At 38.7% G+C, this 25,281-nt stretch carries 23 protein-coding genes and 3 pseudogenes; 19 read left to right on the top strand and 7 right to left on the bottom strand.

The genetic code is table 11. The features are described from left to right. Positions 1 to 62 precede the first annotated feature (62 nt). From PCORN_RS12915 to PCORN_RS12895, 5 genes are all read left to right on the top strand, one after another. On the top strand, positions 63 to 284 hold the full coding sequence (locus PCORN_RS12915; protein WP_036081340.1) for a helix-turn-helix domain-containing protein: 222 nt from the start codon (positions 63 to 65) through the stop codon (positions 282 to 284). An 85-nt stretch (positions 285 to 369) separates the two neighbouring features. Next, on the top strand, positions 370 to 1,983 hold the full coding sequence (locus PCORN_RS12910) for an ATP-dependent nuclease (RefSeq protein WP_338151780.1): 1,614 nt from the start codon (positions 370 to 372) through the stop codon (positions 1,981 to 1,983). Positions 1,984 to 2,098: 115 nt separating this feature from the next. Then, a complete protein-coding gene (locus tag PCORN_RS12905; protein WP_036081334.1) occupies positions 2,099 to 2,962 on the top strand; it encodes a DNA adenine methylase in 864 nt (287 codons plus the stop codon). Between the two features lie 27 nt (positions 2,963 to 2,989). Continuing rightward, on the top strand, positions 2,990 to 3,304 hold the full coding sequence (locus PCORN_RS12900; protein WP_036081331.1) for a hypothetical protein: 315 nt from the start codon (positions 2,990 to 2,992) through the stop codon (positions 3,302 to 3,304). Next, complete coding sequence (locus tag PCORN_RS12895; protein WP_036081328.1) at positions 3,292 to 4,779, top strand: hypothetical protein; 1,488 nt, start codon at positions 3,292 to 3,294, stop codon at positions 4,777 to 4,779. Before PCORN_RS12900 ends, PCORN_RS12895 begins: the two co-directional genes overlap by 13 nt. A 142-nt stretch (positions 4,780 to 4,921) precedes the next feature. On the opposite strand, the gene PCORN_RS20455 is transcribed toward PCORN_RS12895, so the two are convergent. The 5 genes and pseudogenes from PCORN_RS20455 to PCORN_RS12875 all read right to left on the bottom strand — a co-directional run bounded on the left by PCORN_RS20455 (position 4,922) and on the right by PCORN_RS12875 (position 8,834). Further along, positions 4,922 to 5,119 (bottom strand): tyrosine-type recombinase/integrase, encoded by a 198-nt coding sequence (locus PCORN_RS20455; protein ID WP_277620200.1) that lies wholly within the window; start codon positions 5,117 to 5,119, stop codon positions 4,922 to 4,924. Between the two features lie 222 nt (positions 5,120 to 5,341). Beyond that, on the bottom strand, positions 5,342 to 5,593 hold the full coding sequence (locus tag PCORN_RS20450) for a site-specific integrase (protein WP_241433187.1): 252 nt from the start codon (positions 5,591 to 5,593) through the stop codon (positions 5,342 to 5,344). A 326-nt stretch (positions 5,594 to 5,919) separates the two neighbouring features. After that, positions 5,920 to 6,273 carry a hypothetical protein gene (locus PCORN_RS12885; RefSeq protein WP_051999463.1) on the bottom strand — a complete coding sequence of 118 codons (354 nt, stop codon included), beginning with the start codon at positions 6,271 to 6,273 and terminating at the stop codon, positions 5,920 to 5,922. Positions 6,274 to 6,425: 152 nt separating this feature from the next. After that, positions 6,426 to 6,893, bottom strand: a complete 468-nt coding sequence (locus PCORN_RS12880; protein ID WP_051999462.1) for a C2 domain-containing protein — start codon at positions 6,891 to 6,893, stop codon at positions 6,426 to 6,428. Positions 6,894 to 7,288: 395 nt separating this feature from the next. Next, a pseudogene (locus tag PCORN_RS12875) lies at positions 7,289 to 8,834 on the bottom strand (polysaccharide pyruvyl transferase family protein). A gap of 281 nt (positions 8,835 to 9,115) precedes the next feature. Between PCORN_RS12875 and PCORN_RS19415 the strand changes: the two are divergent. The 9 genes from PCORN_RS19415 (at position 9,116) to PCORN_RS12830 (ending at position 17,788) form a co-directional block, all read left to right on the top strand. Further along, positions 9,116 to 9,253, top strand: coding sequence for a hypothetical protein (locus tag PCORN_RS19415; RefSeq protein WP_159102591.1), 138 nt, complete (start codon positions 9,116 to 9,118; stop codon positions 9,251 to 9,253). A 256-nt stretch (positions 9,254 to 9,509) separates the two neighbouring features. Further along, positions 9,510 to 10,553 (top strand): acyltransferase family protein, encoded by a 1,044-nt coding sequence (locus PCORN_RS12865; protein ID WP_036081322.1) that lies wholly within the window; start codon positions 9,510 to 9,512, stop codon positions 10,551 to 10,553. Between the two features lie 469 nt (positions 10,554 to 11,022). Then, positions 11,023 to 12,405 carry an amino acid permease gene (locus PCORN_RS12860; RefSeq protein ID WP_036081320.1) on the top strand — a complete coding sequence of 461 codons (1,383 nt, stop codon included), beginning with the start codon at positions 11,023 to 11,025 and terminating at the stop codon, positions 12,403 to 12,405. A gap of 152 nt (positions 12,406 to 12,557) precedes the next feature. Further along, complete coding sequence (locus PCORN_RS12855; protein WP_036081317.1) at positions 12,558 to 14,111, top strand: amidase family protein; 1,554 nt, start codon at positions 12,558 to 12,560, stop codon at positions 14,109 to 14,111. A gap of 133 nt (positions 14,112 to 14,244) precedes the next feature. Continuing rightward, the gene (locus PCORN_RS12850; RefSeq protein ID WP_036081314.1) at positions 14,245 to 15,249 is read left to right on the top strand and encodes an inorganic phosphate transporter; all 1,005 of its coding nucleotides are present in this window, start codon (positions 14,245 to 14,247) and stop codon (positions 15,247 to 15,249) included. 378 nt (positions 15,250 to 15,627) lie between these two features. Then, the gene (locus tag PCORN_RS12845) at positions 15,628 to 16,266 is read left to right on the top strand and encodes an ATP-binding cassette domain-containing protein (protein WP_036081311.1); all 639 of its coding nucleotides are present in this window, start codon (positions 15,628 to 15,630) and stop codon (positions 16,264 to 16,266) included. 3 nt (positions 16,267 to 16,269) lie between these two features. Next, positions 16,270 to 17,013, top strand: a complete 744-nt coding sequence (locus PCORN_RS12840; RefSeq protein WP_036081308.1) for a hypothetical protein — start codon at positions 16,270 to 16,272, stop codon at positions 17,011 to 17,013. Between the two features lie 67 nt (positions 17,014 to 17,080). After that, entirely contained in the window at positions 17,081 to 17,446 is a 366-nt protein-coding gene (locus tag PCORN_RS12835) for a hypothetical protein (RefSeq protein ID WP_036081305.1), read from the top strand. A gap of 39 nt (positions 17,447 to 17,485) precedes the next feature. Then, on the top strand, positions 17,486 to 17,788 hold the full coding sequence (locus tag PCORN_RS12830) for a hypothetical protein (protein ID WP_036081302.1): 303 nt from the start codon (positions 17,486 to 17,488) through the stop codon (positions 17,786 to 17,788). Positions 17,789 to 17,858: 70 nt separating this feature from the next. On the opposite strand, the gene PCORN_RS12825 is transcribed toward PCORN_RS12830, so the two are convergent. Together PCORN_RS12825 and PCORN_RS12820 are read right to left on the bottom strand one after the other, a co-directional pair. Further along, on the bottom strand, positions 17,859 to 18,356 hold the full coding sequence (locus tag PCORN_RS12825) for a GNAT family N-acetyltransferase (RefSeq protein ID WP_036081299.1): 498 nt from the start codon (positions 18,354 to 18,356) through the stop codon (positions 17,859 to 17,861). 24 nt (positions 18,357 to 18,380) lie between these two features. Continuing rightward, a pseudogene (locus PCORN_RS12820) lies at positions 18,381 to 19,114 on the bottom strand (glucosamine-6-phosphate deaminase). 628 nt (positions 19,115 to 19,742) lie between these two features. Between PCORN_RS12820 and PCORN_RS12815 the strand changes: the two are divergent. From PCORN_RS12815 to PCORN_RS12800, 5 genes and pseudogenes are all read left to right on the top strand, one after another. Beyond that, positions 19,743 to 21,650, top strand: a complete 1,908-nt coding sequence (locus tag PCORN_RS12815) for a right-handed parallel beta-helix repeat-containing protein (protein WP_036081295.1) — start codon at positions 19,743 to 19,745, stop codon at positions 21,648 to 21,650. Positions 21,651 to 21,933: 283 nt separating this feature from the next. Then, entirely contained in the window at positions 21,934 to 22,110 is a 177-nt protein-coding gene (locus PCORN_RS19410; RefSeq protein WP_159102590.1) for a PBECR4 domain-containing protein, read from the top strand. A 43-nt stretch (positions 22,111 to 22,153) separates the two neighbouring features. Then, positions 22,154 to 22,531, top strand: a complete 378-nt coding sequence (locus PCORN_RS17490; RefSeq protein ID WP_051999461.1) for a hypothetical protein — start codon at positions 22,154 to 22,156, stop codon at positions 22,529 to 22,531. A gap of 85 nt (positions 22,532 to 22,616) precedes the next feature. Next, complete coding sequence (locus tag PCORN_RS12805; protein WP_051999460.1) at positions 22,617 to 24,314, top strand: DUF6044 family protein; 1,698 nt, start codon at positions 22,617 to 22,619, stop codon at positions 24,312 to 24,314. Further along, positions 24,304 to 25,264, top strand: a pseudogene (locus tag PCORN_RS12800) (glycosyltransferase family 2 protein). The gene PCORN_RS12805 and the pseudogene PCORN_RS12800 overlap by 11 nt, the downstream one beginning before the upstream one ends. The last annotated feature ends 17 nt before the right edge of the window (positions 25,265 to 25,281 follow it).

Here is a 25,281-nt window from a genome sequence, read left to right as displayed (position 1 = left end):
GAACAACGGTTTTGTTTTCATTATAGTATAAAATGTTCATATAGACAAGAGGTGGTGTGGATATGGAAAAAGTTGTAGTGGTTAATCTAAAATCATTAGTTGAGAAACACGGAATTTCGATGAAAGAACTATCTAGGTTAGCTGATATCGAACCAGCCATACTCAGTAAATTAGTGAATAATAAAAGACAGAGCATCTATTTTGACCATATTGCGCGGATTGCGGACGCCTTGGATGTGAAGGATATTCGGGAGATTATTGATATTGAGGAGAGAATGGAATAATACTTTAAGAGGGGAACAATAGGGATGGAAAATCAGAAATTTATTGCCGATATGAACAAAGCTAAAACGAAAAAAAGCTTTAGGTATTATTGATAATAAACGGGTAGAGATAAAAAGAGTATGCGGGATACATATCCATAATTTTAGGACACTAAAAGATACCAGAATACCATTAGGAAAAAATCTTACCGTTATTTCTGGAAAAAATGGGACAATGAAATCTGCGATAATGGGGTTAATTGGACATCCTTTCAGTACAGATGCAAAAAATATCTTTGGAAAAGATTTGAAAACACCAGTTCATAAAATTTTTAAACTATCGGAAGAATATGATCAGACTCGATACAATTACGATTTACTAATTGAGCTCGAGAATGAAGAAATTTTGACTACACCTGTTGAGTTCTATTTGAGAAATAACTCTGGAAGCACTCCTGTACCACGTGTCGTGGTTTCTGGGAGACGAAAAGGAGATGGGAATTTTAATTTAAACACTGCTTTTATTAATTTGCAGAGGTTGTTCCCTATGATAAATACGGAGGCAGAAGAACTAGAAACCATAGAATATTCTGCTGAGCAAGCTATTAAAATAGGGAAATTCTATACTAAAATAATTCAAAAAGGTAATTTTTTTAATGCAAATGCAGTTTCTGATGAAGGTTTCAAATATTCTCTGGGCCCAGCAAAGTCTGAAAACACTTCGTATGATTTTTCAGCAATATCATCAGGTGAGGATAATTTAGGTCACTTGATTAATGTTATCATGGCATTTGAGGATGCTGTGAGACAAAATGGTTTAAGGGGCATTTTATGTATTGATGAAATAGAAGCAAGTCTGCATCCTTCTGCGCAGAAGCAATTGCTAGACTATTTATTGAAGTGGTCTAAGAAAAATGATATACAAGTTATTTTCAATACCCATTCTCTTTACTTAATTCAAAAGGCAATCGAATACGAACGGGATATTAGGGATAATAATTTGCAACTAAATTTTATAAGCACCCAGGGAGCTAGAGATTTAAATTACAATATAATTGAGAATCCATCGTATTCACAGGCGTATAAAGAACTCACTTTTGAGAATGCAGAAGATTTAAGTGATAACTATAAAATTGATGTTCTTGTAGAAGATGATTCAGCTAAATCATTTATTAATGCTTTGTTACCAAGAAATATAAAGAGTCGTATAAATATTACAACAAAAATTTCTGAGGGGGCTGGAACCAGTAAAAATATATTGAAAAGTCTGTGTAAAAATGCAAGTTTTCTATTGTCAAACTGTATTGTGGTGTTAGATGGTGATGTTTTGCCAGATGAAATTAGTAAAATTAGGTTCGATAGGTTACTTATTCTTCCTGATCAATTTTCATTTGCTCCAGAAGTTTCTCTAGTTTACTATATTGGTAATTTACAAGAGGGGGACGATTTTTTTGTTAAAATGGGCAAGGAAAAGCAAGCGTTTATTAGAGACTTTTCGAATTATGAGTTATACCCTGGGGGATGTGCTGTTAGTGAAATGAAGGTGAAGGTTTCTGGCTGTAAGTCGTGGGCTAAGAGCTTGAAAAGACAAGAATTTAATAAGTATGTAACGTATTATTGTAAAAATGATAATTTTATATCAAAATCAAATTTCAAACAAAATTTTATTTCTAAAGTAAATGATTTGTTAGTAGAGCAATCTTTGCCTGCTTTTGAATAGATAGTACTAGATTTAAAAAAATTAATGACGAAGATTAGTTATGACATTTGATAAAATTAAAAGAATGAACTATGATTTGTAGTAAGACTGATTTTCAGGCAGGAGGATAATATACATGAATCCATCTCCGTTAAGATACCCAGGAGGGAAATATAAATTATATAAGTATGTAAAAGAGTTAGTTATTACAAATGGAAGTACAACTTATATTGAGCCTTTTGGTGGTGGCTCGGCTATTTCTTTGGCTTTGCTAATCGAAGGGGTAGTTAATAGAATAATTATTAATGATTTTGATTACACAATATACTGTTTTTGGAACAGTGTAATAAATGATACGGATAATTTTGTTAAAATGATAGAAAATACAGATGTCAATATTGATGAATGGCGAAGACAAAAAGAGGTTAGGAATAATATTGATTATTTTTCAGAATTAGAGGTTGGATTCTCTACCTTCTTTTTAAATCGGACTAATCGTTCAGGTATTATTGACAAGGCGGGGCCAATAGGTGGGTTTGACCAAATGGGTAATTATAAAATGGATTGTCGCTTTAATAAACCTGCTTTAATAAATAAAATAAGGATAATAGAACGTTATAAGAATAAAATAACATTGAAGAATATGGAAGCCATTGATTTTATAAATGATGAGATATTAATAACAAGGAACTCGTTTACTTTTTTTGACCCACCTTACTATAAAAAAGGACCAGGATTGTATAAAAATTTTTATCAACATGGAGATCATCTGAATTTGGCTAATGAAATACACAATGTTATGAAAAATAGGCGATGGATAGTTACTTATGATTCAACAAATGAGATAAAGGAAATGTATCAAGCAAATAGTGGTATGGAATTTAATTTACAATATACTTTGCAAAATAAACGGGCGGGAAAAGAAGTAATGTTTTTTTCAAAGAAAACTAAATCGTTGTTAAAACCAGAGCAATATTTATCTGTGACTGAGTATCTATAAACTAATTAGCATTAGGAGTGGACAATTTTGGGACAAACAATAAATATTAAACTTGATGAACTTCTTAATGATTTTGAAAATCCTAGACATGATATAGCGGTAAACGAAGAGGATGCAGTAAAGAAATTGATAGAAAAGGTCGGTGGCGAGAATATGCTGCGACTTGCCGAGGATATATATACAAGTGGATTAATTCCTTCTAATGAAATTGTGGTAATATATAATGAAGTTATCGGGAAATACGTGGTATACGAAGGAAACAGAAGAGTAGCGATAATGAAGATTTTAAAGGATCCTGAACAATTTAGCTTTTTGAAAAAAAACATTTTTTGGCTACTATAGAAAAAATAAGGGCCAATAATAATCCAGTAATTAACTTTGACGAAATAAAATGTTATGTGACGAATGTAGATGAAGCTTTATTTATTATGGAAAGACAACATTCTGGTGAAGATAGAGGTAGAGGGCTTAAGGCTTGGACGCCTAGAGAAAAGGATATTTTCAAGAATAGAAGAAATAATTCCAAAACAATACCAGCAATGATTGATGAGAAAGTTCGGGAGTATTACAATAATAAAGATATCACTAAGGAAATGAAATATACTAATTTAGGTCGAATTTTTAATAATAGAGGAGTAAAGAAAATAATTGGAATTTCAGATGAGGCGAGTTTGGATAAAAAAGCAATTGAGTTAATTCTTTCTTTGGTTAGCCAAGTTAATAAGAGAGCAGAACAAAATAATACAAGTGTTTCACGTATGCTTAATAGAGCCAGAGACACCGAAGATTTGATAGCTTCACTGATTGAAGAATCTAAATCAGATAATGACCCAAAACAACCTGAGGAAGATGATGTTTCGATATTAAAGGTAACAACCTATACTATTAGTGAGGGAACGGAACTAACATTAAAAAACTTGATAAATGAAGGGTTATCTTTAGATGAAATAAAAATATATTCTGATTCTAGATTGGTAATCAAGGATAAGTTTGTTGTACTCGGAGATAATCATAAAGGGGAATATACAATAAGTTTTACTTTGAACACAAACAATGAAGATTTACATTTGAAAATTGAAGAAAAGAAAGTAAAGAAGCCCGATTCATTTGAGATTATTAATCAATTTGTTAGCGTGGAAAATGGGAACAGCATTAATTTACATGATTTTATTAAATATTCGGGAGATGCTAGTGATTTGAGGTTCCATTCGACTAATTTAGTCATTGCAAAAAATGGAAATGTATCAGCTACTAATGCTATAGGAGAATACAGTGTCAGAATTTATTTGCCAGAGATTTCTTATTCTCGAATTCTCGAATTACAAATTTATGAGAAAAAGAAACCTCCTATTACAACTGATTTAAGATTGCAGATAGACAATGATTGGTTACTAGTACTGGATTATGGACTCGCTAAGGAGTACGATAGGAAAATTACAAGTTTATTAACAGAACTTATTGATTTGAATATGTTGGGGTTAGATAATATAGAAAAATTTAACTCAGCTAGGCATTTACTAGTTCTATCATTATTAGAGGTTTGTTTCCTAAGATACACGTATAGAACTAGTGGTAATTTAGATGGCATCTCTGAGGGCGGGCTCCATGGGAAGATAATGCAAGTGATTAATAAAATGGCGACGGATAAGGTTATTGATAAGGGTGAAAAAAATCAAATTAAGGTACTTGTGAATGATAATGGTTATATTACTACAATGAATAGTATAAAGCATTCATATGTTTTAGGTGATGTGTATATATTAAAAACAGTCTTCTCTACTTTAAGATGCTATATAACTTACTGTATAAACATCTAAATACTCTTAATCAGCGGGTCGTGGGTTCGATCCCCTCACAACCCATTCTTTTAAACCGCTTAGGCTGTGGAGCTTAGGCGGTTTTTGCTTTGTAAAAATTGAGGTTGAAAAGTGGAGAAATTGCTTCCGTGGGCAGAGGCATCTAAAATGGCTTTTTAAATGAGTCCGCGGCTTTTTTGTGAGTCTCTTGCAAAACGTGTGCATGGGTATCAGCGGTAGTCACCATCGACTTATGTCTTAGTCGCTCTTGTACCACTTTGATATGCTGACCTTGCGCTATAAGGAGCGTAGCAGACGTATGTCTTAAATCGTGGAATCTATAATATGCGGTAAGCCGTATCGTTGTGTAAAACGCGTCCAGCGCTGATATATGCTATCTGGACGTTTTAGTATCGGCAAACAGGAACTTGTGCCCTTGCCATTTATCTGTGGCTGGCTCGACATCTTGCAAGTATTCTACGATTAAATCAGTGAGCCACTGTGGTATGTCAACATCAGCAACAACACTGTTCTTTGTTCCATCAATGACTCTCACGCCCTCACCAACAACATCAATTATCGTTTACTCAAAACGTATTTTATTCTCTAATACTTTGATATGCTTTTCCTCTAAAGCTACCAATTCAGCTTCACGGCATCCTGTTACTAAGGTAATATTAATCATAACCTGCATCTGTAAAGGCTCTTTCATTAACCCTTCGTACATCTTATCTAAGCCTTCCCCTTGATAGATTGTATGGGGTCTTTTTTTGCGTTTTGGTAAGCTAACCTCTTTTGCGGGATTCGTTGATATGACTTTCCATTGCTTTGCCACATTCAGTACAGAATTAAGCGCATAGTATATATTTCGAATAGAATGAGCTGAAAGTGGAGAAGTATAACGATGCTAAAAAAAGCTTGGGAAACTAGCTGTGCCTTGCAAGGTAGCGAGGGCGGCCTGATGGCAAATTCCAAACAAACAGAGTAGTTGTTAAATACCCACTTTTTCAAGAAAGGTGTGGGCAAGTACCGCATCTATTACGAGTTTTACAGAGGAAATGCAGTCATCCCGTATGTAGTGAAATTAGGGGCATTGACGACATCACCGTTTAACATTAAGTAATAGAAAGGCCCCTCGAATTTTGTTTCGAGGGGTTTGTTTTATTCATTTATAACATTCTCACGTGCGATGTACTTAGAGCCGTCTTCTTCATATACAATAACTTTAGTGGGCTGGTTATCGCCATTAAACTTATACAGTTTAGTTCCTAAATCTAATGAATTGGATTCATTATTTTTAGTAGGTGTAGATTCTCTATCTAATCGTTTACTTATTTTTCCGATAAAGTCCCCAGTAGAAGCTTCATCAGCGGGTTCATTGGTCGGTACGAAGTTGGTATCGTCAACCCTTATTAATGAAGCAACCTCTTTACTGTGTGTGTTATTGTAGATGAGGATTCCTGCGATGACAATACCAACAATACATACAATTGAAATTATAAGTTTCTTATTCATACTAGAGCCCCTTGTTTATTGATTTTTTGCCAAAATATATTCTTTCTTAACTGTGCTAGTGTATTTTGTAGAAGTACCGGTCAGCATATTTGCACCGTTGTATTTTTTTAACTGTATAGGTATTTTTGTATGTGTCGCCATAAACAGCTGGTCTAGTCCATTTTTTTTATGTTTGAAGGAACAGCGTATCCAGAACTTTTATTTTTATCAACACTCAAGGAGATAGGGCCGTATCCTAAACTTACTGACAAAGTAGAATGTTGTGTTGAGCTGAAATAATAAAACGCAACATTGTATTTATAGGCTTTAAAGTCTGGATGCCAGCCGATGAAAGTATTTGTTTTTTGTTTTACTTGAGATTTAAGAGTCCACTTTTCGTAACCCAGCATAGCACTGCGAAGCATTGGCGAACTTGGTGTTGAAGACGTATCACGAACTAGAAATTCATCTGGAGTATTTCCTGACGTGGCTTCATCAAGTGTCAGCACTGGAAGAGGGGTCTCTTCTGATGTTGATATTTCATTTGCTATCGCTGAAATTGGCGAAAGCAGTGGTGCAGCTACAAGAGTGGTAGCTAGTAGTGGTACTAAAACGATTTTCCCGATTTTATTTGTTTGCATAATTCTTACCTCTTTCTGTTTGTAGTTTGTTCTTCTTGAATTTACCATAGTACAGATGAATTGTCAAAATAATATATATATATATATTTAATAATTCAGTTGATGAACTAAACTACAAGAAGACCACCAGTATTGGAAGCTTGGCGGTCATTATTTTACCCGTTTTCCGTGGGCAGAGTGTAACAACTTTTAACGATTATTAAGCTTTTTTAAACAGCTATACTATTTTTAAGAATCGCATAATACAGCCATTGACGACTACTAAATCACCTTAACACCTATTCACAAACCTAGCTCTTAATCAGCGGGTCGTGGGTTCGATCCCCTCACAACCCATACACAGAAAGAAAAGAGCCTTCGCTAAAACGCGGAAGCTCTTTTTAATATAATAAAAACTACCTACTCATTACCTTACTCTTAACATTCGCTAAAGAATCTGCAATTTTCAATGTAGCTTTGACGGCTTTTCGATTCAAAGTACCTCTATAATGCTTGATTTTAGCATTCATTTTCTGATTTTCATCAATACTCATCTGTAGCTTTTTACTAGTCTGCTCAAGTTCTTTTTCAATCGTTTCATTTTTTTTCTTGATGCTCGGCTATCCTTTGTTTAAATTCCGTTCTTTCATGTGAAAAAGAGCTTTTAACCTGTTTGAGCTGATCATTCACGCGATTCACGTGGTATCTTAACTTGAAATCACTACGCTCTTGCAATAAATTAGAAGTCACCTTTATGCGTTCTAACATAGTTTTGGCATCAAGTACTGTAATCGGTTCTGCACTAGCCGGAAAATCAATCGATTGGACGAGCTCATCTAATGGGGCAGTTTTGCGATTCCTGTTATCTTTGTATATATGATCCAGCTCGTTTGTCTCCAAGAAATCAATATAATTATCAAAATTCCGCGCCTGTACTTTTTCAGCGGATTTCAAATCTACTTTACTTAAGAGGTCATACACATCGGTTACGCCATCCAGTTCATCAATCGTGACGTGCGTAAGGGCGTGATAGGAAGCTAATTCTCGCATTCTAGCATCTTGCACAAAAGAAATATTGGGCGTTCCGACGATTGTGGGGATAACGTTACCATGCAATCGTGAACCGATACTAAAATCAACATTTTTAACAAAATCGTACCAACTCGGCATACTCGTAAAATATTTCACGCGGCCTTCTTGGTAATATTTATGATCAATGGCTGTAGGATAACCTTGAATATCGCTAAGAATATCAGGTCCTCCTGCAAACATTAAATGGAACTCATCTAAGTGCTGCGGAATAAAATAATAGTCTTTATGTGTCTCAATCATACTGTTCAAAAATTGTATAGCCACTTCTGAAGAAATCGGAGAAGCATTGATTGCAATAGAAGATTTTTCGGTCAAATGGACGTCTCTTATTTTTAACTCTCGGCCAAATGTATAGAGAGATGGGCAACCAATAACACGATAATCGACGCCTTCATTAAATCCTAATTTTTTTAAATAATCAGCTGTGATTTGTCCACGTACTCCGATTTGAGACGATTTTTCAAGCACTGCTTTGACAAAATTGGTAACGTCTTCATCAAATGCAAAGCCTTCGTCTAATTGTGGCTCATAGTTTGCACGTAGTCCAACGCCGGTAACCACGACTGGAATTTTCAATCGGCGAATTAATTCCGTATAATTTCGCAGAGTAGGCCGAAAGTCATCGCGAAAAGCGTCTGCTAGTGGGATAACGTAGAGATCATAATTCGCATTAATCTTATCTGCTAAGTTAGGATTAGAAGAAAGACCATCCGCATGTATTTCCACATCGTCGTTCCATAGTGTTCGGTAGATACTGTATTGATAAGCAAGATTTCCATTATTAAAGCCTGTACGATCTTTTAAATACATATCTTCAGCTGTATAAACATTGGTGGGGCGCATTCCAGATCTAATGAGTATTTTCTTCATTAAGATGCCACGTCCTTACAATTTTTATAATATATCCTATTTGAGTATATCAAACTGCTATCAGTAAGGGAAATTTTTAGTAAATAAATTGCTATTTGATATACTTATCTAGCTAGAATAACTATAAATGTATCAAAAAAGGCTATTTTATCCCTCGTTACAAGAGACAAAACAGCCTTCCCATTACCACTCTGCAAAAAGGTGAAACATCCGAATTAGTAGGGTTGCAAGCCAAAAATATGCTGAAATAAAGCCAATCTCAGTAAAAAGGAATGATAAGAATGAAAATCCACATAACATCTCAAACTGAACCTGACATCCCGGAACTATGGGAAATCGAAAAAAGCGTTATGGTGAAAGGAACTACCCCGCATGTCGTGACCGAAAACGATTATGAGCAGTTCAAAAAGATGTCATGACGCAAAATATGCTCATAGCTAAAAATGAAGACGGCATCATACTAGGATCTCTCGTCTATCGCAGTCCAGGACTAGCCCCATCACGCCCAAAACAATATCTCAGTTGCAAAATCGCGCTACGGGTCATGGCTACCAACACAAACGCCCTCCACTTTTATCAACATCTTGGCTTTGAGCAGTTGGCCTATTACCTTGATTAGTCGCTAAATTTCATATTTCTCCCAAAATCATGGTATAATCTTCTGGGAGGTATATCATGACAAAAGATGTTAAATTTAGCAACATAAAAGGGGTCCTCATCTTCTTCGTAGTACTCGGCCATTTATTACTCATAGTCAGAGGCGACATGGAGCCCCTCATCATACTAATCTACTCATTCCATATGCCAGCATTTATTTTTCTGAACGGATATTTCGCGAAAAACGTGACTTGGAAAAAGGTATTAAATCTACTTTTGCTATACATAATCTTTCAATCATTCTACGCGGTCGTTACATACCTCACACATTACGGCGAAATATTCACGTTTCGCTTCACAACGCCAATTTTCCACTTGTGGTACTTAGTCAGTCTAGCATGTTTCTACGCGGTCGCAATCTTACTCCACAAAATCGGGAAGTATCGGGTATGGAGCATGCTCATCATAGCAGCAATCCTAATCGTTAGCGCAGGAATTCGTTGGTGGGCAACGGTATTTTTAATCGAAAACCCCGCAATATCAGGCCAATTCCTATCCATCCAGAGAACCTTCGTATTTTTCCCATTCTTCTTGCTCGGTTTCTACATCAATAAAGAGACGATGGGCAAATGCAGCACGGCGCTTGGAAACTTCAAATTCAAAGTCCTACTCAGCGCAGTTCTGATTTTCTTCATCTTATATGTGCTATCAAACAACCCACTACGATTTGAAAATGCGTTCTACGGCTTCCTGCAATCCAGCGCTTTTTCCAGCACGATTCCGCAATTCCTAAAAATCGAGTTCCAGCAATACATCGTTGCACTCATCATGATTACGATGCTCTTCATGCTCGCCAGTAATCGTGAAAGTACGCTAACAAAATGGGGCGATAATTCACTAGTCATTTTTCTGCTTCATCCGATATTTTTCTTCATCATTCGAATGTTCGCTGCGGATTTTGTGACTTGGAATCCCTTCGTAAAACTCGCTTTTGTCATCGGTATCTCGATTTTCGCGTGTAGCTCGTTGGTTGCCCTCAGCAGTCATATTCGCTGGCTACTGAACCCTCTAGACAGCATTCAAAAACTCCGACAAACTGAAATATTGGAAGAAGAAGTATGAGCTCTCAACTGGTCTCATGCTTTTTTTCGTCCAGATTAATTGGTATAGCCTTACTTAACATGTGATTTCCCATAATTCATTAACGTACAAAAAACACATTTATGACATATGGCTCGATTAATATACACATATTTTCACATAGTCGGGATATGAGATGTATGATTAACCTATTTGCCCGACGATTCAGCCTATTCGTATTTAAAATTAGAAACATAGCAAGAACCTTTATCTATCAATGATTATGAAGAAAAATAAAAATTATAAGCGTTCTTCTTTGTCGAATGAGTAAACTCTATGGTACAATAAAATCAAATGATAGCGTTTACATTGTGAATTAAAAAAATATGGTGTTTAGGTTCATTTTGCGGTATGATAGAAGAATAATCTTGAAAGACATTGTTTCACAGAGGCTCGAGATGTTGCCTGATTGGTAGGTATTCATCTGACCAATAATAAGGGGGAAATACATATGTCAGAAGAACGACAATTAGAGAGAGGCTTAAAAAATCGCCATGTGCAGTTGATAGCGATTGGGGGCGCGATTGGAACTGGTTTGTTTCTCGGTTCAGGGAAATCGATTCATTTAGCTGGTCCGTCGATTCTGTTTGCTTACACGATTACTGGGATTATTTGTTTTTTGATTATGCGTGCGCTAGGTGAATTATTATTATCAAATTTGAATTATCATTCATTTGTCGATTTTGTTTTTGATTATCTTGGAAATGGAGCTGCGTTTGTTACAGGTTGGACGTATTGGTTCTGTTGGGTTTCAATTGCGATGGCGGATTTGACAGCGGTCGGTTTGTACACGCAATTTTGGTTTCCGAATGTGGCACAATGGGTTCCAGGGCTAATCGCGTTAGTTATTTTGCTCCTGATGAACCTTGCGACCGTGAAGCTATTCGGTGAAATGGAGTTTTGGTTCGCGTTAATTAAGGTTATCGCCATTTTAGCCCTGATTATCGTTGGTACATTTATGATTATCAAAGGATTTTCAACGGATGCAGGTACGTCTAGTTTTACTAATTTATGGAGTCACGGCGGTTGGTTCCCTAATGGTGCGAGCGGCTTTATTCTATCGTTCCAGATGGTTGTGTTCGCCTTCGTTGGGATTGAGCTTGTCGGCTTGATGGCTGGTGAGACGAAAGATCCTGAGAAAGTTATTCCAAAAGCGATCAACAACATCCCAATTCGGATTATTATCTTCTATATAGGTGCGCTTATTGTGATTATGAGTATTTATCCGTGGAATGACATTAATCCAGCGCAAAGCCCGTTCGTGCAAGTTTTCGCGGCGCTCGGAATTGCGGCAGCTGCGGCTATCGTTAACTTTGTCGTTCTAACTTCGGCGGCATCAGCGTGTAATAGTGCGGTTTTCAGTACGAGTCGGATGGTTTACTCACTAGCTAAAGAAAAAAATGCACCCTATCCAATGACAAAATTAACATCGCATAAAGTTCCGGCGAATGCGTTGTTCTTCTCCACAATCGTTATCTTGGTAGCGGTTGTTCTGAACTACGTGATGCCTGAGGGTGTATTCACGCTAATCACGAGTATTTCGACGGTATGTTTCTTGTATATTTGGGGAGTGACGGTTATCTGTCACTTGAAATATCGCAAAACACGCCCAGAACTTGCGGCGAAAAGTAAGTTCAAAATGCCGTTATATCCAGTTGCGAACTATGTTATTCTCGCGTTCCTTGCTTTCATTCTAGTTGTTCTAGCATTAGCGGAGGATACACGTGTAGCGCTATTCGTAACGCCGGTTTGGTTCGTACTTCTGATCGGGATTTACTTTATTCGTAAAGCTAGAGGACAGAAGCAAGAACAGAATGCGACGGATTTAGACTAATAAGACTTAATGCAAAAAAACTGAAGCCTTCGCGGGTTTCAGTTTTTTTTGCGTGGCATGCTTACAAATTTGTTTTGTTTTGTCACATGCATCGAGGGATTCCGCGCTTGCTATGATGTATACTTAGAAAAAATGATAATGGAGGAAACAACATGAAAAAAGGTATAATTATTGGGAGTGCAGTAACGGTATTAATTTTGGTGGTCGGTGTTTCTTATTGGTTAATCCAAACAAGTGATGCTACAAAATCTGGGGAGGCTATTCTGTATGAGCAAAATCGCGTTTTAGATCCAGTGAATGAACAATTGAAAACACTGGATATCAGTAGACTAGAAGCGAAAGAAAAATTAGTTGTTGGTGCGGAAATCGATCAAATACAGCAACTCATTGCGACAAATAAGTTGAGTTACGAGGAACTGGTGGGTGTCTATTTAAACCGAATTAAGAAATACGATAAAAATGGACCGAAGTTAAATGCGATTACAGAAATTAATCCTGATGTCTTAGAAGAGGCGAGGACGCTTGACCAAAATCCGAGTACGAACAAAGCGGCGCTGTATGGGATACCAGTTTTACTGAAAGATAATATAGGTACACAAAAGCTAGCAACGAGTGCTGGAACGGTCGCATTGCAGGATTGGGTGATTGGAAAAGATGCCACGATAGTCAAAAACTTGAAGGCGAATGGTGCATTAATTTTGGGGAAAACAAATATGTCTGAGTGGGCGAATTATATGGATCCGAGTATGCCAAGCGGTTATTCTGGAAAAATAGGACAGAATAAGAATCCCTATCTTGACGCGACGCCATCTGGGTCAAGCTCAGGTTCAGCAACAGCTGCGACTAGCGATTTTGCCGCCGTTACCATTGGGACAGAAACGAATGGTTCCATCATATCACCTGCAATAGCTCAATCGGCAGTAGGTTTTAAGCCAAGCCGAGACACGGTTAGCGGTGAATTAGTGATCCCGCTATCTAGACATTTTGACACGCCAGGTCCGATAACGAGAACTGTAAAGGACGCTTATTTGACGGCAGGAGCCTTGATGAATCAACCGAAAAAAGCGGAACTATCTAAGGACTCGCTAAAAGGAAAACGAATCGGCGTATTATTTGATGCGGATGATGTTGTTTCTAAAAAAATCGTATCCGACTTGGAGCAGGCCGGTGCCAAGGTGATAAAAAGTAAAGAACTAGAAGAAAGTCAGCAAGATTTTGAAGGGTTCGATGAAATACTACAAGCGGATTTTAAAACCGATTTGAATCAATTTTTGAAGAAGAATCAGGCTCCGATGAAGGATTTAGCGGCAATTATTGCATTTAATAAATCGGATAAGACGCGGAATATGAAGTATGGTCAAGGAAGCTTGGAGGATTCGGAGGAAGACCAAGCGACCGTAGCAGCCACGGATGCGCGTGCCAATGAACTAATCAAAAAGGCCGGCAAGACTATCGAATCGGCACTGACGATGAACAATTTAGATGCATTGGTTACACTAAATGATGACAATTTATTTTTAGTTCCAATCGCAGGGAATCCTGAACTGACCATCCCAGCTGGTTATGCCAAAGATGGACAACCCATTGGTATGACGTTTGTTGGACGGAATAAAGCAGATGAATCGATTTTCGCGATGGGTTACGCCTATGAGCAATTTTCTGAAAATCGCAAAAGTCCTGTTATATCAGCGGATAATTCAAAATAAGAAGGAAGCATCTCTAAAACCGGAATTTGACGGGGTTAGAGATGTTTTTGGGTTATAAAACTTGAATTTACTCCTTTTCAAGCGCAAAATAGGGTATATAAAAAGTAAAGTGTGCAGATTAGGGGAATGTTGGATGGATTCGGTGATTTTAATTACGATTATTATTGTGATTGTTGGCTTGGCCTTCGATTTTATAAATGGTTTTCATGATATTGCAAATGCGGTGGCGACGAGTATTTCAACGCGTGCGCTGAAACCGCGTGTGGCGATTGGGATTGCTGCTGTGATGAATTTCTTGGGCGCGATTTCGTTTACGGGTGTGGCGGTGGCTTTGACGTCTAGTATTGTGGATCCGTTTGCCTTGAAAAATGGGGAATTCGTGGTTTTATGTGCGCTTATTTCGGCGGTGATTTGGAATTTGATGACGTGGGTTGCGAAGATGCCCAGTAGTTCGTCGCATGCGCTGATTGGCTCAATTGCCGGAGCTTCGATTGCTTCGGCGGGGAGTTTTGGCGTATTGAATTGGAGCGGATTCACGACGATTATTATTGCGCTGATTATCTCGCCAATTATCGGTTTTTCGGTCGGTTATTTGATTTATTCGCTGTTCAAATTCATTTTCAGGAATAAGAAGTTGGTGCAGACGAATCGGCATTTCCGGATTGCGCAGATTGGCACGACGGCGATGCAAGCCTACGCGCACGGAACGAATGATGCGCAGAAGACGATGGGAATTATCACGCTGGCCTTGATTGCGAGCGGTTTGCAGACGGATTCCACGATTCCATTCTGGGTGCAAGTGAGCTGTGCGGCCGCGATGGCGCTCGGTTCGTCGATTGGCGGCTATCGGATTATTAAAACGGTAGGCACGAAAATCATGAAAATTGAGCCAGTGACTGGTGTTGCCGCGGATTTAGGCTCGCTTTCGGTGATTATGAGTGCGACACTGATCCATTTGCCAATCAGTTCAACGCAGGTGATTGACAGTTCGCTGATGGGCGTTGGGACGGCGAATCATAAGAAGGAAGTTAACTGGCGGACTGGGAAAAGTATGCTGGTGACGTGGATGATTACATTGCCATGCGCGGGAATAATGGCCGCTGTGGTTTATTGGATTAGTGCGGCGATATTTTTGTGAGTGGAAAAAGAGTAGTATGGAGTAGTTTATTGGTTTATATTGGTATATCGACTGGATTTGTACATGATTTGAATAGAAACGTCTTTGTTCCAAATAACAAAATAGCGGATTTGAAATGCCAGGTATTTTATACTATGGCATTTTTTTCTGTTCTCAAAACGCAAGGTTAATTTTTGTGTTATGCTGTGCTTGCGAGGTTTGAGAAAGAGGTGAAATATGGTTGGTAGAATGGAGTTTAATACATAGCTTAGCTCATATTTTTTTGCCAGAAATCTGTCACTAGGAAGGTATTTCTAGTTGAGCTTAGCATGAGAATTGTGAGTGTCAGCGAGTTGCTTACATGGGATATTACATGATACGAAAGAAGAGGAGTTATTTATGTTAAAAGTACAGAATTTATCGATGTCCGCGAGAGAGACGCTTTTGGAAGATATGAATACTGAGTTTGAGAGTGGGGTAGTTTACGGTATTGTTGCTACGAATGGTTCTGGGAAAACGACGTTGCTTCGTATTTTAGCGGGACTGACGAAAGCGCAAAGTGGTGCGGTTTACTTGGAGGATAGCAGTGGGAAAATAGACTTAGTTACAACGCGAAAAAAGATTTTTTATTATGAAACGTCAGATTGGTTGGATGGGCATTTATCTGCGCTTGATTATCTTAAGTTTGTGAACGCTAGCTGGGCGGATAATAAGGCAGACATTGGTGCCATTATCGGGTATTGGGGCTTGGAGGAATTTGTTAAGTTGCCTATTCGGAAATATTCTCTAGGTATGAAGCAAAAGACGATTTTGGCGATGTATGAGGCCAGTAATACGGATTATTGGCTGATGGATGAGCCGATGAATGGTCTTGATGACGCTAATCAGAAACGGTTTATAGGATTTATGGAAGCGGCTAGGAAACAAGGTAAGTGTATTATTTTTTCATCACATCAAAACGATATTCTTCATGATATTTCAGATAAAGTCTATTTCATAACTAATAGAAAATGGGCGGAAACAGCAGGAGGAGTCTAAATAATGGGACAGCAAACGTTATATTTTAAAAAATTCTATAAAAATAAAGGGAGTTGGCTGCCGATTTTTGTGTTTGTCCTAGCGATTTTGGCAGTGCTAGTTATGAATACGCGTGTGGGTGCGGAGCGGAATTTATCTGGTATGGAGAAAGAGGAAATAGCACTGAATAGGGCTATGTTAACAGTGAATGAGCAGAGCATGGCATCGGCTCAAACGGAAGAGGAAAAAGCCGCTTTTGAAGAAGGTGATGCGCTGAGTAAAGCTCGTATTGCGAAACAACAAAGTGTAGTAGATTTGTACGATAATGAGAGTTGGTCCGAAGCGTATAAGGTGAAAATAGACTTAATTAAAGAATCTTACGGGGTCTATACAGGAGATATGAATGCCTCTCAGGAACTTAAGGAATCGATTTTTCGTCAAATTGCTATTTACACAAAACTAGCAGAATTGGATATTAAATCTGATCAGGAGGATATGGAAACGCAAGGTACGACTTTTTTATACCGGATGTTAACTAATTTTTTCCCAGTCTTTTTTGTCATCATACTCTGTTTCACACTAAATATGGTATTCACGGACCGCTTTTACCAAAATATAGACAGATCGTTGTTGTTGCCGCAGAAATATGTGAAAGTTACTTCGCAAAGATTGTTATTTGGTTTGTTGGTCGCCTTTTCGTTGTATATAATTACCTGTTTAATCGCCTATTTACCAGCGAGTTTTTTTATCGGGTGTAGGGAGTTTTGAGTATCCAATTGCGATAAGTACGAATGGGGGCATTACAACCGAGCCGGTGGGGAGATTACTCGCGCAAATGATAGTATTACAAGCTTTGTCAATTGCTGTTGTCGTATGCACCATTGATTTTGTGAGTAAGCTATTCAAACGCGTGATGACCACATTATTCGTTTCATTACTTATCTTAGCTGCGCCGGTACTTGCTATTGGAAAAATTGAACCGCTGAACGAATGGGCGAATCTTTTGCCAGGGACGTACTTTAATTCAGCAGCAGTGGTTGATTATTCGTTAGGTATGTTATGTGATAATGCGAGTATTAATTTCGTAAATGGCGTGCTGGTTTTGAGTGTGGCGCTGCTTACCTTACTAATTTTGAATTTTGGTATTGATGGTTATAGGAGCAAGGTGGTGACTTTAAATGTGAATTCGACAATAAAATAGGAGATTGTTTTTTGACAGCGATAAAAGAGGAGTGATGAAATGAAGAAAAAAAGAAGAGCGGGATATGTATATAAAATTTTGTTGACAGTTGCTTTATTGGTGGGCTTAGTAATCGCGGTCCAACCGGGCGTATATGCCAAATCAGTGCCTCATTTAGAGAAGTTTGATATTAATTCTATTACGGGTAAAAGAACGTTTGTTTCAAGTAAATCGATGACAGTTCCGAACAATGCATACTGGTCGTACACAACAACGGATGTAGTAAGTAAATCTTGGAATTACACTAGATATCTCAACAAGATTCATTATTATGACAGTAATACTAAAAAGTATTATCATTAAGAGAGAATTAAATCGAAAAAAGGGTCGAGAATAGTCGCTGCCGTGTTGTGGCAACTATTCTCGACCTTTTTTACAAAAACAACACCATATGCTCTTCATCAAAATACGTGCCATCGAGCTTCAAAGCGTGTTTCTCGAGACTGTAAGGTACAAATCCAAGCGAGGTATAGAGCTTCTGCGCCTGTTTATTCGTCGTCACAACGGATACATAAACTTGCTCGATGCCTTCTAGTTGTTGGGCTTGCTCGATTGCGGTGCCAATTAAGGCTTTGCCGACGCCGCTGCCACGTCTTTCTGGGGAAACGTACATCGCGACGATATTGGCTCGGTGCCTCATTTTGATGCGTTCTTCTCGAATTAAAGTCACAACGCCGACTAAATTCCCGCTTGAAAATGCGCCGAATGTCAGGGAGTATGGGGATTGGAAGCGGACTTCGTATTTTTGTAAGGCGGTGTATTTTTCTTCTTCAAAACTTGTCGCAAAAGCTGCGGGACTTTCTTGTAGGGCTTGGAGTCTGATTTTTACATATTGATCGACATCTGCTATGGTTAAAAGCCTGATTTCCATTTTTTCACCCCTGATTCCAAGTTTTTAATACTTAGTCAGTAATGATCCTGCTGCTTCATCGATAATAAACACGACATTTGGATGTTTTTGTAGAATCGATGCTGGGCAATCTTCGGTAATTGGGCCCTCGAGTGTTGCTTTCACGGCTTCTGCTTTTCTTGTGCCAGAAGCGGTTACGAGGATTTGTTCGGCTTCCATCATATCAGCAAGACCGAGCGTCAGCATTTGTTCTGGTGCTTCTTCGCGTGTCACTTTGTAGTAAAGCATCGTGCTATTAATCGTTGAATCATCGCTATCTGCTAGGAATAAGCGAGTGTCAAATGGTGTTCCAGGTTCATTCGCACCTAGGTGAGCGTTGACACCAAGTCCGAGAATTTGTAAATCGCGTTTGTTGTCGCTCAAAATTTTATTATAGCGCGCAATTTCTTCGTCAAAACTGGATAAACTACCGTCTAATAGGCCAATTTCGCGTGGTTGTTTTTTTGATTTGGTCATAGAATTTTTGATGCATGTAACTGTATACGCTGAATGAGCTTTCGCGTGGGGCGATAAATTCATCGAGGTTCATCATAAATACTTTTTCGATGTCGATTTCATCATTATTGATGCCTTCTACGAGATTTTCGAACATACCGTCATAGCTTGCGCCGGTTGTTGTGTTGATTATTGGTTTTTCTTTGGAATCGATGACTGTCTTCACAACGTCATACGCTTTTTTTAGACATTTCTTCATATGTTTTTGTACGGATAATTTTCATGAGTTCTCCTCCTTGTCGATTAACTCCAGAATACCGTGTTTTGGGTAATTTTGCAACGTTCAGATTTGCGTTAGAGCGAACTAGGAGGTGTATACTGAACTTGTTGAAAAATAAGGAAGGAAGCGCGATGGGATGAAGGCAGTATAGCTTAACGGGCTAAATCAGGATTATACAATTGTGGATGGCGAGAATACGACGCGTTTTAGTGACTTCCAGGGATTGAGCCGATGAAAAAATGATGGCTGGAAAAACAAGATTCCGTGCTGTTGTTGTTTTTAATGACTAATAATCGAACGAATATGTGTGGAAAAGTCTTTGGTCTCGCTTACAAAGGCTTTTTGTCGTGGAATTGTCACATTTGGAAAATGGTAAATTGGGGGATAAGGGGTGTTTTTCAGTATGTTTTTATTGTGGAAAACTCTATTTTGTGTCGGGGGTACTAATTTATCAAACGGAGGAAAAACGTGAAATGTAATCTTTTATAATATTGGCGAAAAACAATGAAATATCGTGTTTTTTTTGTGGAAATGCGATTGTTTTGGATGTTTTATCAGGGTATACTTTCTATATCTAATTCGACACAATGTGAGTCGTTTTTGGATAAAATATATAAAAGGGAGTCGAATTTATGAAACGGAAAGTAGTGTTTTTTACTTTTGTGATGATGTTGATGTTTGTTTTTGGTGGAATGATGAAGGTCCAGGCGGCTGAGGTGATTCAAGTGGATCGCTTTATGGAAAAGGATAATAAGGCGGCGGCAACGGGTAATGCGCTTGGGTGGGCAAAAATATTGGAAGTGATTAATTCGAGTGATGATAGTACAACGATTCAGTTTGGAGCAGGGAAATACTATGTTGATAATACGTTAAAAGTCCCGTCTAATGTGATTATTAAAGGGGCAACGGCGAATGCGAAAGATAGTGAATTGGTTTTTACAGCGCCGAAGCAAGGGTTGACGACGGAGGCTGCGAATTCTACTAGCCCTAAGTACATAAAGAATGTGTCAATTCGCGATATTAGCATTCGTTATGAGATTGATCCAGTCATTATGAGTAGGCATGCGTATGCGTTTTCTTTAATTAATTTTGCAGGGGATTATAAGGATGATAGTACGTTGCTTGCTGAGCCTTACGAGCGCCTTGATAATATCCAAATTGATAACGTTATTGCGGACGGGAATGAGCAGGCGAACTCGATTATTTATTTGGGTGGGATTAAGAATGGATCGGTGAAAAACTCGGAAATTCGGAATTCTAATTTGCAGAGTGGGATTGCGATGGAGTATTGCCAAACGGTGGTTATTGAGAAGAATAGGATTGAAAATATTGGTCGTGCGGGCATCGTGATGTATCGTGGAAATGGTGGTAACGGAACGAAGCAAATCTCGATTATTGGGAATGAAATTAAGGATTGGATGCAGCGCTATGGTACGCAGCATTTTTATGCACCGGCGAACATGGAATATTCAGTGGATGATCGGAAGTCGATGGTAGACGGCGGCATTGATAGTTATGGTGCCGCGAATAATAATATTATCATTGATGGCAATCGGCTTATTGGCGGTGAGGGTAGCAATAAATACAATCCGAGCAATATTCAAATCAACAATACTGAGCGGAAAAAGAAGGATTCGCAGGCAACGGATTTAAGTTTGCAGCATGAGGTGCAGACGGATAAAGATGGTAAAATTGTGCCGGATAGTGTGGATGCAACATTGCAGAAAAACATGACGGGTTACACGGCAATTCGCTTGTCTGGTGCGGAGAACGTGCGGGTTACGAATAATTTTGTCCAGTTGGATAGTTATGATAATTTTGCGTTTATGGCGCTGTATGAACGGGATCGCCAAGGTGTGAAAACAACGCCGAAAAATATTATAATTAAAAACAACGATTTCAATGCGAGTGGCAGGATTCGTTATCCGGTGCGAATTTTGACAGGTGCGGTGAATAAATCGCGTGGTATCAGTATTGAGAACAATCGTTTTGACATCGATGGCTTGGTGGACAATTATTACAAGGTGATGATTGAGGTTCGGAATCCTGTGGAGTTACTGAGTGTCACGGATAATCAGGCTGTTTGGGATAAGCAAATCAATGGCTGGGTAACGGTTGCGGATACGGCGGCTTCGAACTATATTAATAACCTCTTGATTTGGGGGAATTCTGGCACGAAGAAGACTGATGTGACGCGGGTGCTGAATAATACAATGCCATCGACGTTGCGGATAGCGCCGCTTGAGCTTCCGAATCCGGTAACGCCGTTTATTGGCAATTTATACACGGGATATGCAGATTATAAAGTCGGCGAAACGAATATTAAAGGCATGTTGGTGAATAATCAAGGGCGCTATCAAATTGTGATGGTCGTTATTAATGGCATCGGTATCAAAAATGCGACGGTGAATCCTGATGGTAGCTTCTTGATCAATGTGAGAGCGAATAATATCACGAAGGATACGCAAGTTGCAGTGCGCTATCGGGTAGATGGGAATGAGACGTATGATTCTGAGATGCAGGTGAAAATTACAGAATAAGGGGTCAAAAACACGTCAATCTGTGTTAAAAAAGTAGTTGCAAGATAGACCGTGTGTGTGCTATACTCAGGTTAGAGAAAAGAATGTGGGCAGGCACATGGTCAACTCGATATAAATGTCAGACATAAGGGCTGACTGTTGGCGAGCAACGGAAAAATTCGATATAAGTGCCAGACATAAGGGCTGGCTGTTGGCGAGCAACGGAAAAACCTGTCATGTGGAAAGAAGAGTAGCACTAGCTATTCTTCTTTTCTTTATCTATTTTTTATAAGGAGTGTTAACTATGTTGCAACAACTGACGAGTGGGCATGCATTTTTTAAAGAGCATTTTGTTAACAAACGGGTTACTTATGTGTATAAGGATAGAGAGAAACTAAGGCAGTTTTCTATTTATATGACCGCGTCGAATTTTATGCATTTGTGTGGTGTGAAGTATCGGCACGGGGCCGCGACTTTTTAATAATGATATTGATAATAAAACATTACGGATAAAGGATGTTATTTTGAAGAAGAATGGGACAACGAAGCAGAAGCTACAAGTGTTGCCGCTTTTGAATGAGTTGATTGGAGAGCAGGTGAAAGTGTGTCTTCGTGGGAACTATTTGCATTTAGCGTACGATATGGCAATTAGGTCTAATAAAAGTATTTTGGCGGTGACATTGAAGCATGCGCATGTGGATAAATATGTGCCAACGTCGCTTTTGAATCTGCGAAATGGGAAGTATGATACATTGAATCCAAGCTTTCTTGTGATTTGTATTGTGAAGGAGTGTTTTTCTACGGGAGAAAGGGCATATTTATTATTTAAGGAGTCCTATAAAGTAGAGATAGAGCAATTTTTGGAGCGAGATGTGCGGTTAGTTGGCAATGTGTTAGCGTGAGGACATAACTTTTTCTTATTTTTTTTGCGATGTACGGGAAGTATTGTTATAATTGAAAACAGATGCAAAAAAGAGGTGGAATTGGATGAAAACATGGATGATAGAAAGAAAGCAAGAATTATTGGCAATCGCGCTGATACTTATTTTCACGGCGCCGCTCTTTATTCTTGGTGGAAACAGTCATATCCGAATTCACGATAATTTGGATTCTAATATGACGTGGTATCGGGTGCTGCTCGATAGTGGGAATTATTTGGCGAAGACGGGGAGTAATATTCCTCAAATGTTGGATGGTGTTGCGCCGAGAGATGCGTTTGATTCGCAGTTTGTAGGTATTGTTTGGTTGTATGCGATCTTTCCGACGCCGCTCGCGTTTGCTTTTAGCCAGCTGATTACGCGAGTATTTGCGTTTATTGGTATGCGATTGTGGCTGCGTGACTATATTATTAAAGATCCATCAAAAAAATACATAACGCTTTTCGTATCAGTAGCATTTGCCTTGACGCCATTTTGGCCATCGGGAATGCTTAGTACACTGGGGATGCCGCTTGCGTTATGGGCGTTCTTGAATATTCGTAAAGGGAATAAAAGTATTTGGAACTGGCTAATTTTGACGTTACTACCGTTTTATTCAAGCCTGATTCTTGGTTTTTGCTTCTTGTTGTTTTTAGTAGCATGTATTTGGGTGTATGATATTGTGAAGAAACGTGGCTGGAATTGGCGCTTTTTTGGCAGTATGGCTTACATGTCAGCGATTTATTGTGTGGTGAATTATCGTTTTATTTCGCAGATGTTTTTTCAATCGAATGAACCGGATTCAAGAAGTGCCTTTGATTTGCCTAATAATAGCTTTTTAGGATCGATTAGGCTTACATTTAAGAATTTCACGATTGGACATACGCATGATCAATCGCTTGCTACGTATGTTATTCTGCCGGTGATTTTACTGGCTTTCATTGTGATGCTAGTGAAAAAAGATTGGCGAACTCAAAAACCATTTTTGTGGTTGCTGGCGCTTAACTTTTCGTTATCGGTTTGGTATGCGTTTTGGTGGTGGGATGCTTGGAATCCGATTAAAGAACAGATTTCGATTATGCGCTCGTTTAACTTTTCGCGGTTCCATTTCTTACAGCCGTTCATTTTTTATGGAATATTTGCTCTTGCACTCGTTTATTTTGCAAGTAAGGGTGGTTGGTGGAAAAAGTTTGCCATTTTAGGGCTGGTTCTGCAGATTGGTGTGGTATTTGTCGGGAATTCGGAGATCCTTTATCGTGCGGCGGGGACACCTTCAATTGATCAGTTTTATGCGAGGGATCAGTTTCAGGATATAAAATCGTATATTGGGAAGCAACAGAAGGATTATCGAGTGGCGAGTATCGGGATTCATCCTTCGATTTCGCAGGAGAATGGTTTTTATACGTTGGATGGATACGTTAATTCGTACCCGCTGAGTTATAAGGCGAAATTCCGTGAAATTATTGCGAAAGAGTTGGATAAGAGTCCTCTTTTAAAGGATTATTATGATGGTTGGGGAAACCGGGTGTATATTTTCTCGGCAGAACTAGGCAAAAATTATTTGTTTGATAAGAATTCTAATAAGCATATTAAACATTTGGAGCTTGATACGAAGGCGTTTAAAGAAATGGGCGGGGAATATATTTTCTCAGCGGTGCCGATTGATAATGCGGCAGAGAATAATCTACATTTAGAAAAAACATTTGAGGATGAACAGTCAGCTTGGAAAATATACTTATATAAAGTGGGTGACTTGAATGCGGGATAAACCAATATTAACGATTATTGTTCCTTGCTACAATGAGGAGGAAGTTTTGAAAGAGACGATGAGTCAGTTGGGGCTAGTTTTGCGGGATATGAAGGACAAAATGGTGATACATGAGGCTAGTGATTTGCTGTTTGTTGATGATGGAAGTCATGATAAGACGTGGGATATAATTGCGAATGCGATGGAGATACAAGATCATATTAATGGTGTGAAACTGAGTCGTAATTTTGGACATCAAAATGCGTTACTTGCTGGAATGCAGGCGGTGGAGGGGCGTTCGGATTGTATTATTTCGATTGATTCTGATTTGCAGGATGATGTTAGTGTGATTCCAGAGTTTGTGGAGAAATATCGTGCTGGTTATGAGGTCGTTTACGGAATTCGTGATGAGCGCAAGACAGATACGCGATTTAAGCGTGGTTCGGCACATTTATTTTATAGTATGATGGGCAAGTTTGGGATTCATTTGATTCCGGATCATGCGGATTATCGGTTGCTGGGAAGTTTAGCGCTACAAGAGATGAATTTGTTTCCGGAGAATAATATTTTCTTGCGTGGGATTGTGCCGTTGATTGGTTTTAAATCGGAGAAGGTATATTACCATCGGAAAGAGCGATTTGCTGGTGAGTCTAAATATCCTTTGAAAAAAAATGCTGGCTTTTGCGGCGGATGGCCTGACGTCATTTAGTGTGGCTCCAATTCGTTTGGTGACTGGGCTTGGCGCGCTTATGTTTGTCATTGCGATTGTGATTGGTATTTATACATTTATTCAGCATTTATCTGGTACGGCAACGACTGGATGGTCGTCTTTGATGCTCTCGATTTGGGCTATTGGAGGGGTACAAATGATGAGTCTAGGCGTTGTTGGAGAATATATTGGTCGTATTTATTCAGAGGTGAAACAAAGACCGCGGTTTATTGTTGAGCAGAATTCCTACGTCGAGAAATAATTGGAATCATGGATGGG

This window comes from Listeria cornellensis FSL F6-0969 (assembly GCF_000525855.1).
GTDB lineage: Bacteria > Bacillota > Bacilli > Lactobacillales > Listeriaceae > Listeria_A > Listeria_A cornellensis.
This window is presented reverse-complemented; position numbering and strand designations above follow the sequence as displayed.

What these genes read in the sequence shown, in the direction of transcription:
- PCORN_RS12915 (WP_036081340.1), top strand. Translation starts at nt 63, where the DNA reads ATGGAAAAAGTTGTAGTGGTTAATCTAAAATCATTAGTTGAGAAACAC.
- PCORN_RS12905 (WP_036081334.1), top strand. Translation starts at nt 2,099, where the DNA reads ATGAATCCATCTCCGTTAAGATACCCAGGAGGGAAATATAAATTATAT.
- PCORN_RS12885 (WP_051999463.1), bottom strand. Translation starts at nt 6,273, where the DNA reads ATGAATAAGAAACTTATAATTTCAATTGTATGTATTGTTGGTATTGTC.
- PCORN_RS12880 (WP_051999462.1), bottom strand. Translation starts at nt 6,893, where the DNA reads ATGCAAACAAATAAAATCGGGAAAATCGTTTTAGTACCACTACTAGCT.
- PCORN_RS19415 (WP_159102591.1), top strand. Translation starts at nt 9,116, where the DNA reads ATGAAAATCCACATAACATCTCAAACTGAACCTGACATCCCGGAACTA.
- PCORN_RS12865 (WP_036081322.1), top strand. Translation starts at nt 9,510, where the DNA reads ATGACAAAAGATGTTAAATTTAGCAACATAAAAGGGGTCCTCATCTTC.
- PCORN_RS12860 (WP_036081320.1), top strand. Translation starts at nt 11,023, where the DNA reads ATGTCAGAAGAACGACAATTAGAGAGAGGCTTAAAAAATCGCCATGTG.
- PCORN_RS12855 (WP_036081317.1), top strand. Translation starts at nt 12,558, where the DNA reads ATGAAAAAAGGTATAATTATTGGGAGTGCAGTAACGGTATTAATTTTG.
- PCORN_RS12850 (WP_036081314.1), top strand. Translation starts at nt 14,245, where the DNA reads ATGGATTCGGTGATTTTAATTACGATTATTATTGTGATTGTTGGCTTG.
- PCORN_RS12845 (WP_036081311.1), top strand. Translation starts at nt 15,628, where the DNA reads ATGTTAAAAGTACAGAATTTATCGATGTCCGCGAGAGAGACGCTTTTG.
- PCORN_RS12840 (WP_036081308.1), top strand. Translation starts at nt 16,270, where the DNA reads ATGGGACAGCAAACGTTATATTTTAAAAAATTCTATAAAAATAAAGGG.
- PCORN_RS12835 (WP_036081305.1), top strand. Translation starts at nt 17,081, where the DNA reads ATGATAGTATTACAAGCTTTGTCAATTGCTGTTGTCGTATGCACCATT.
- PCORN_RS12830 (WP_036081302.1), top strand. Translation starts at nt 17,486, where the DNA reads ATGAAGAAAAAAAGAAGAGCGGGATATGTATATAAAATTTTGTTGACA.
- PCORN_RS12825 (WP_036081299.1), bottom strand. Translation starts at nt 18,356, where the DNA reads ATGGAAATCAGGCTTTTAACCATAGCAGATGTCGATCAATATGTAAAA.
- PCORN_RS12815 (WP_036081295.1), top strand. Translation starts at nt 19,743, where the DNA reads ATGAAACGGAAAGTAGTGTTTTTTACTTTTGTGATGATGTTGATGTTT.
- PCORN_RS19410 (WP_159102590.1), top strand. Translation starts at nt 21,934, where the DNA reads ATGTTGCAACAACTGACGAGTGGGCATGCATTTTTTAAAGAGCATTTT.
- PCORN_RS12805 (WP_051999460.1), top strand. Translation starts at nt 22,617, where the DNA reads ATGAAAACATGGATGATAGAAAGAAAGCAAGAATTATTGGCAATCGCG.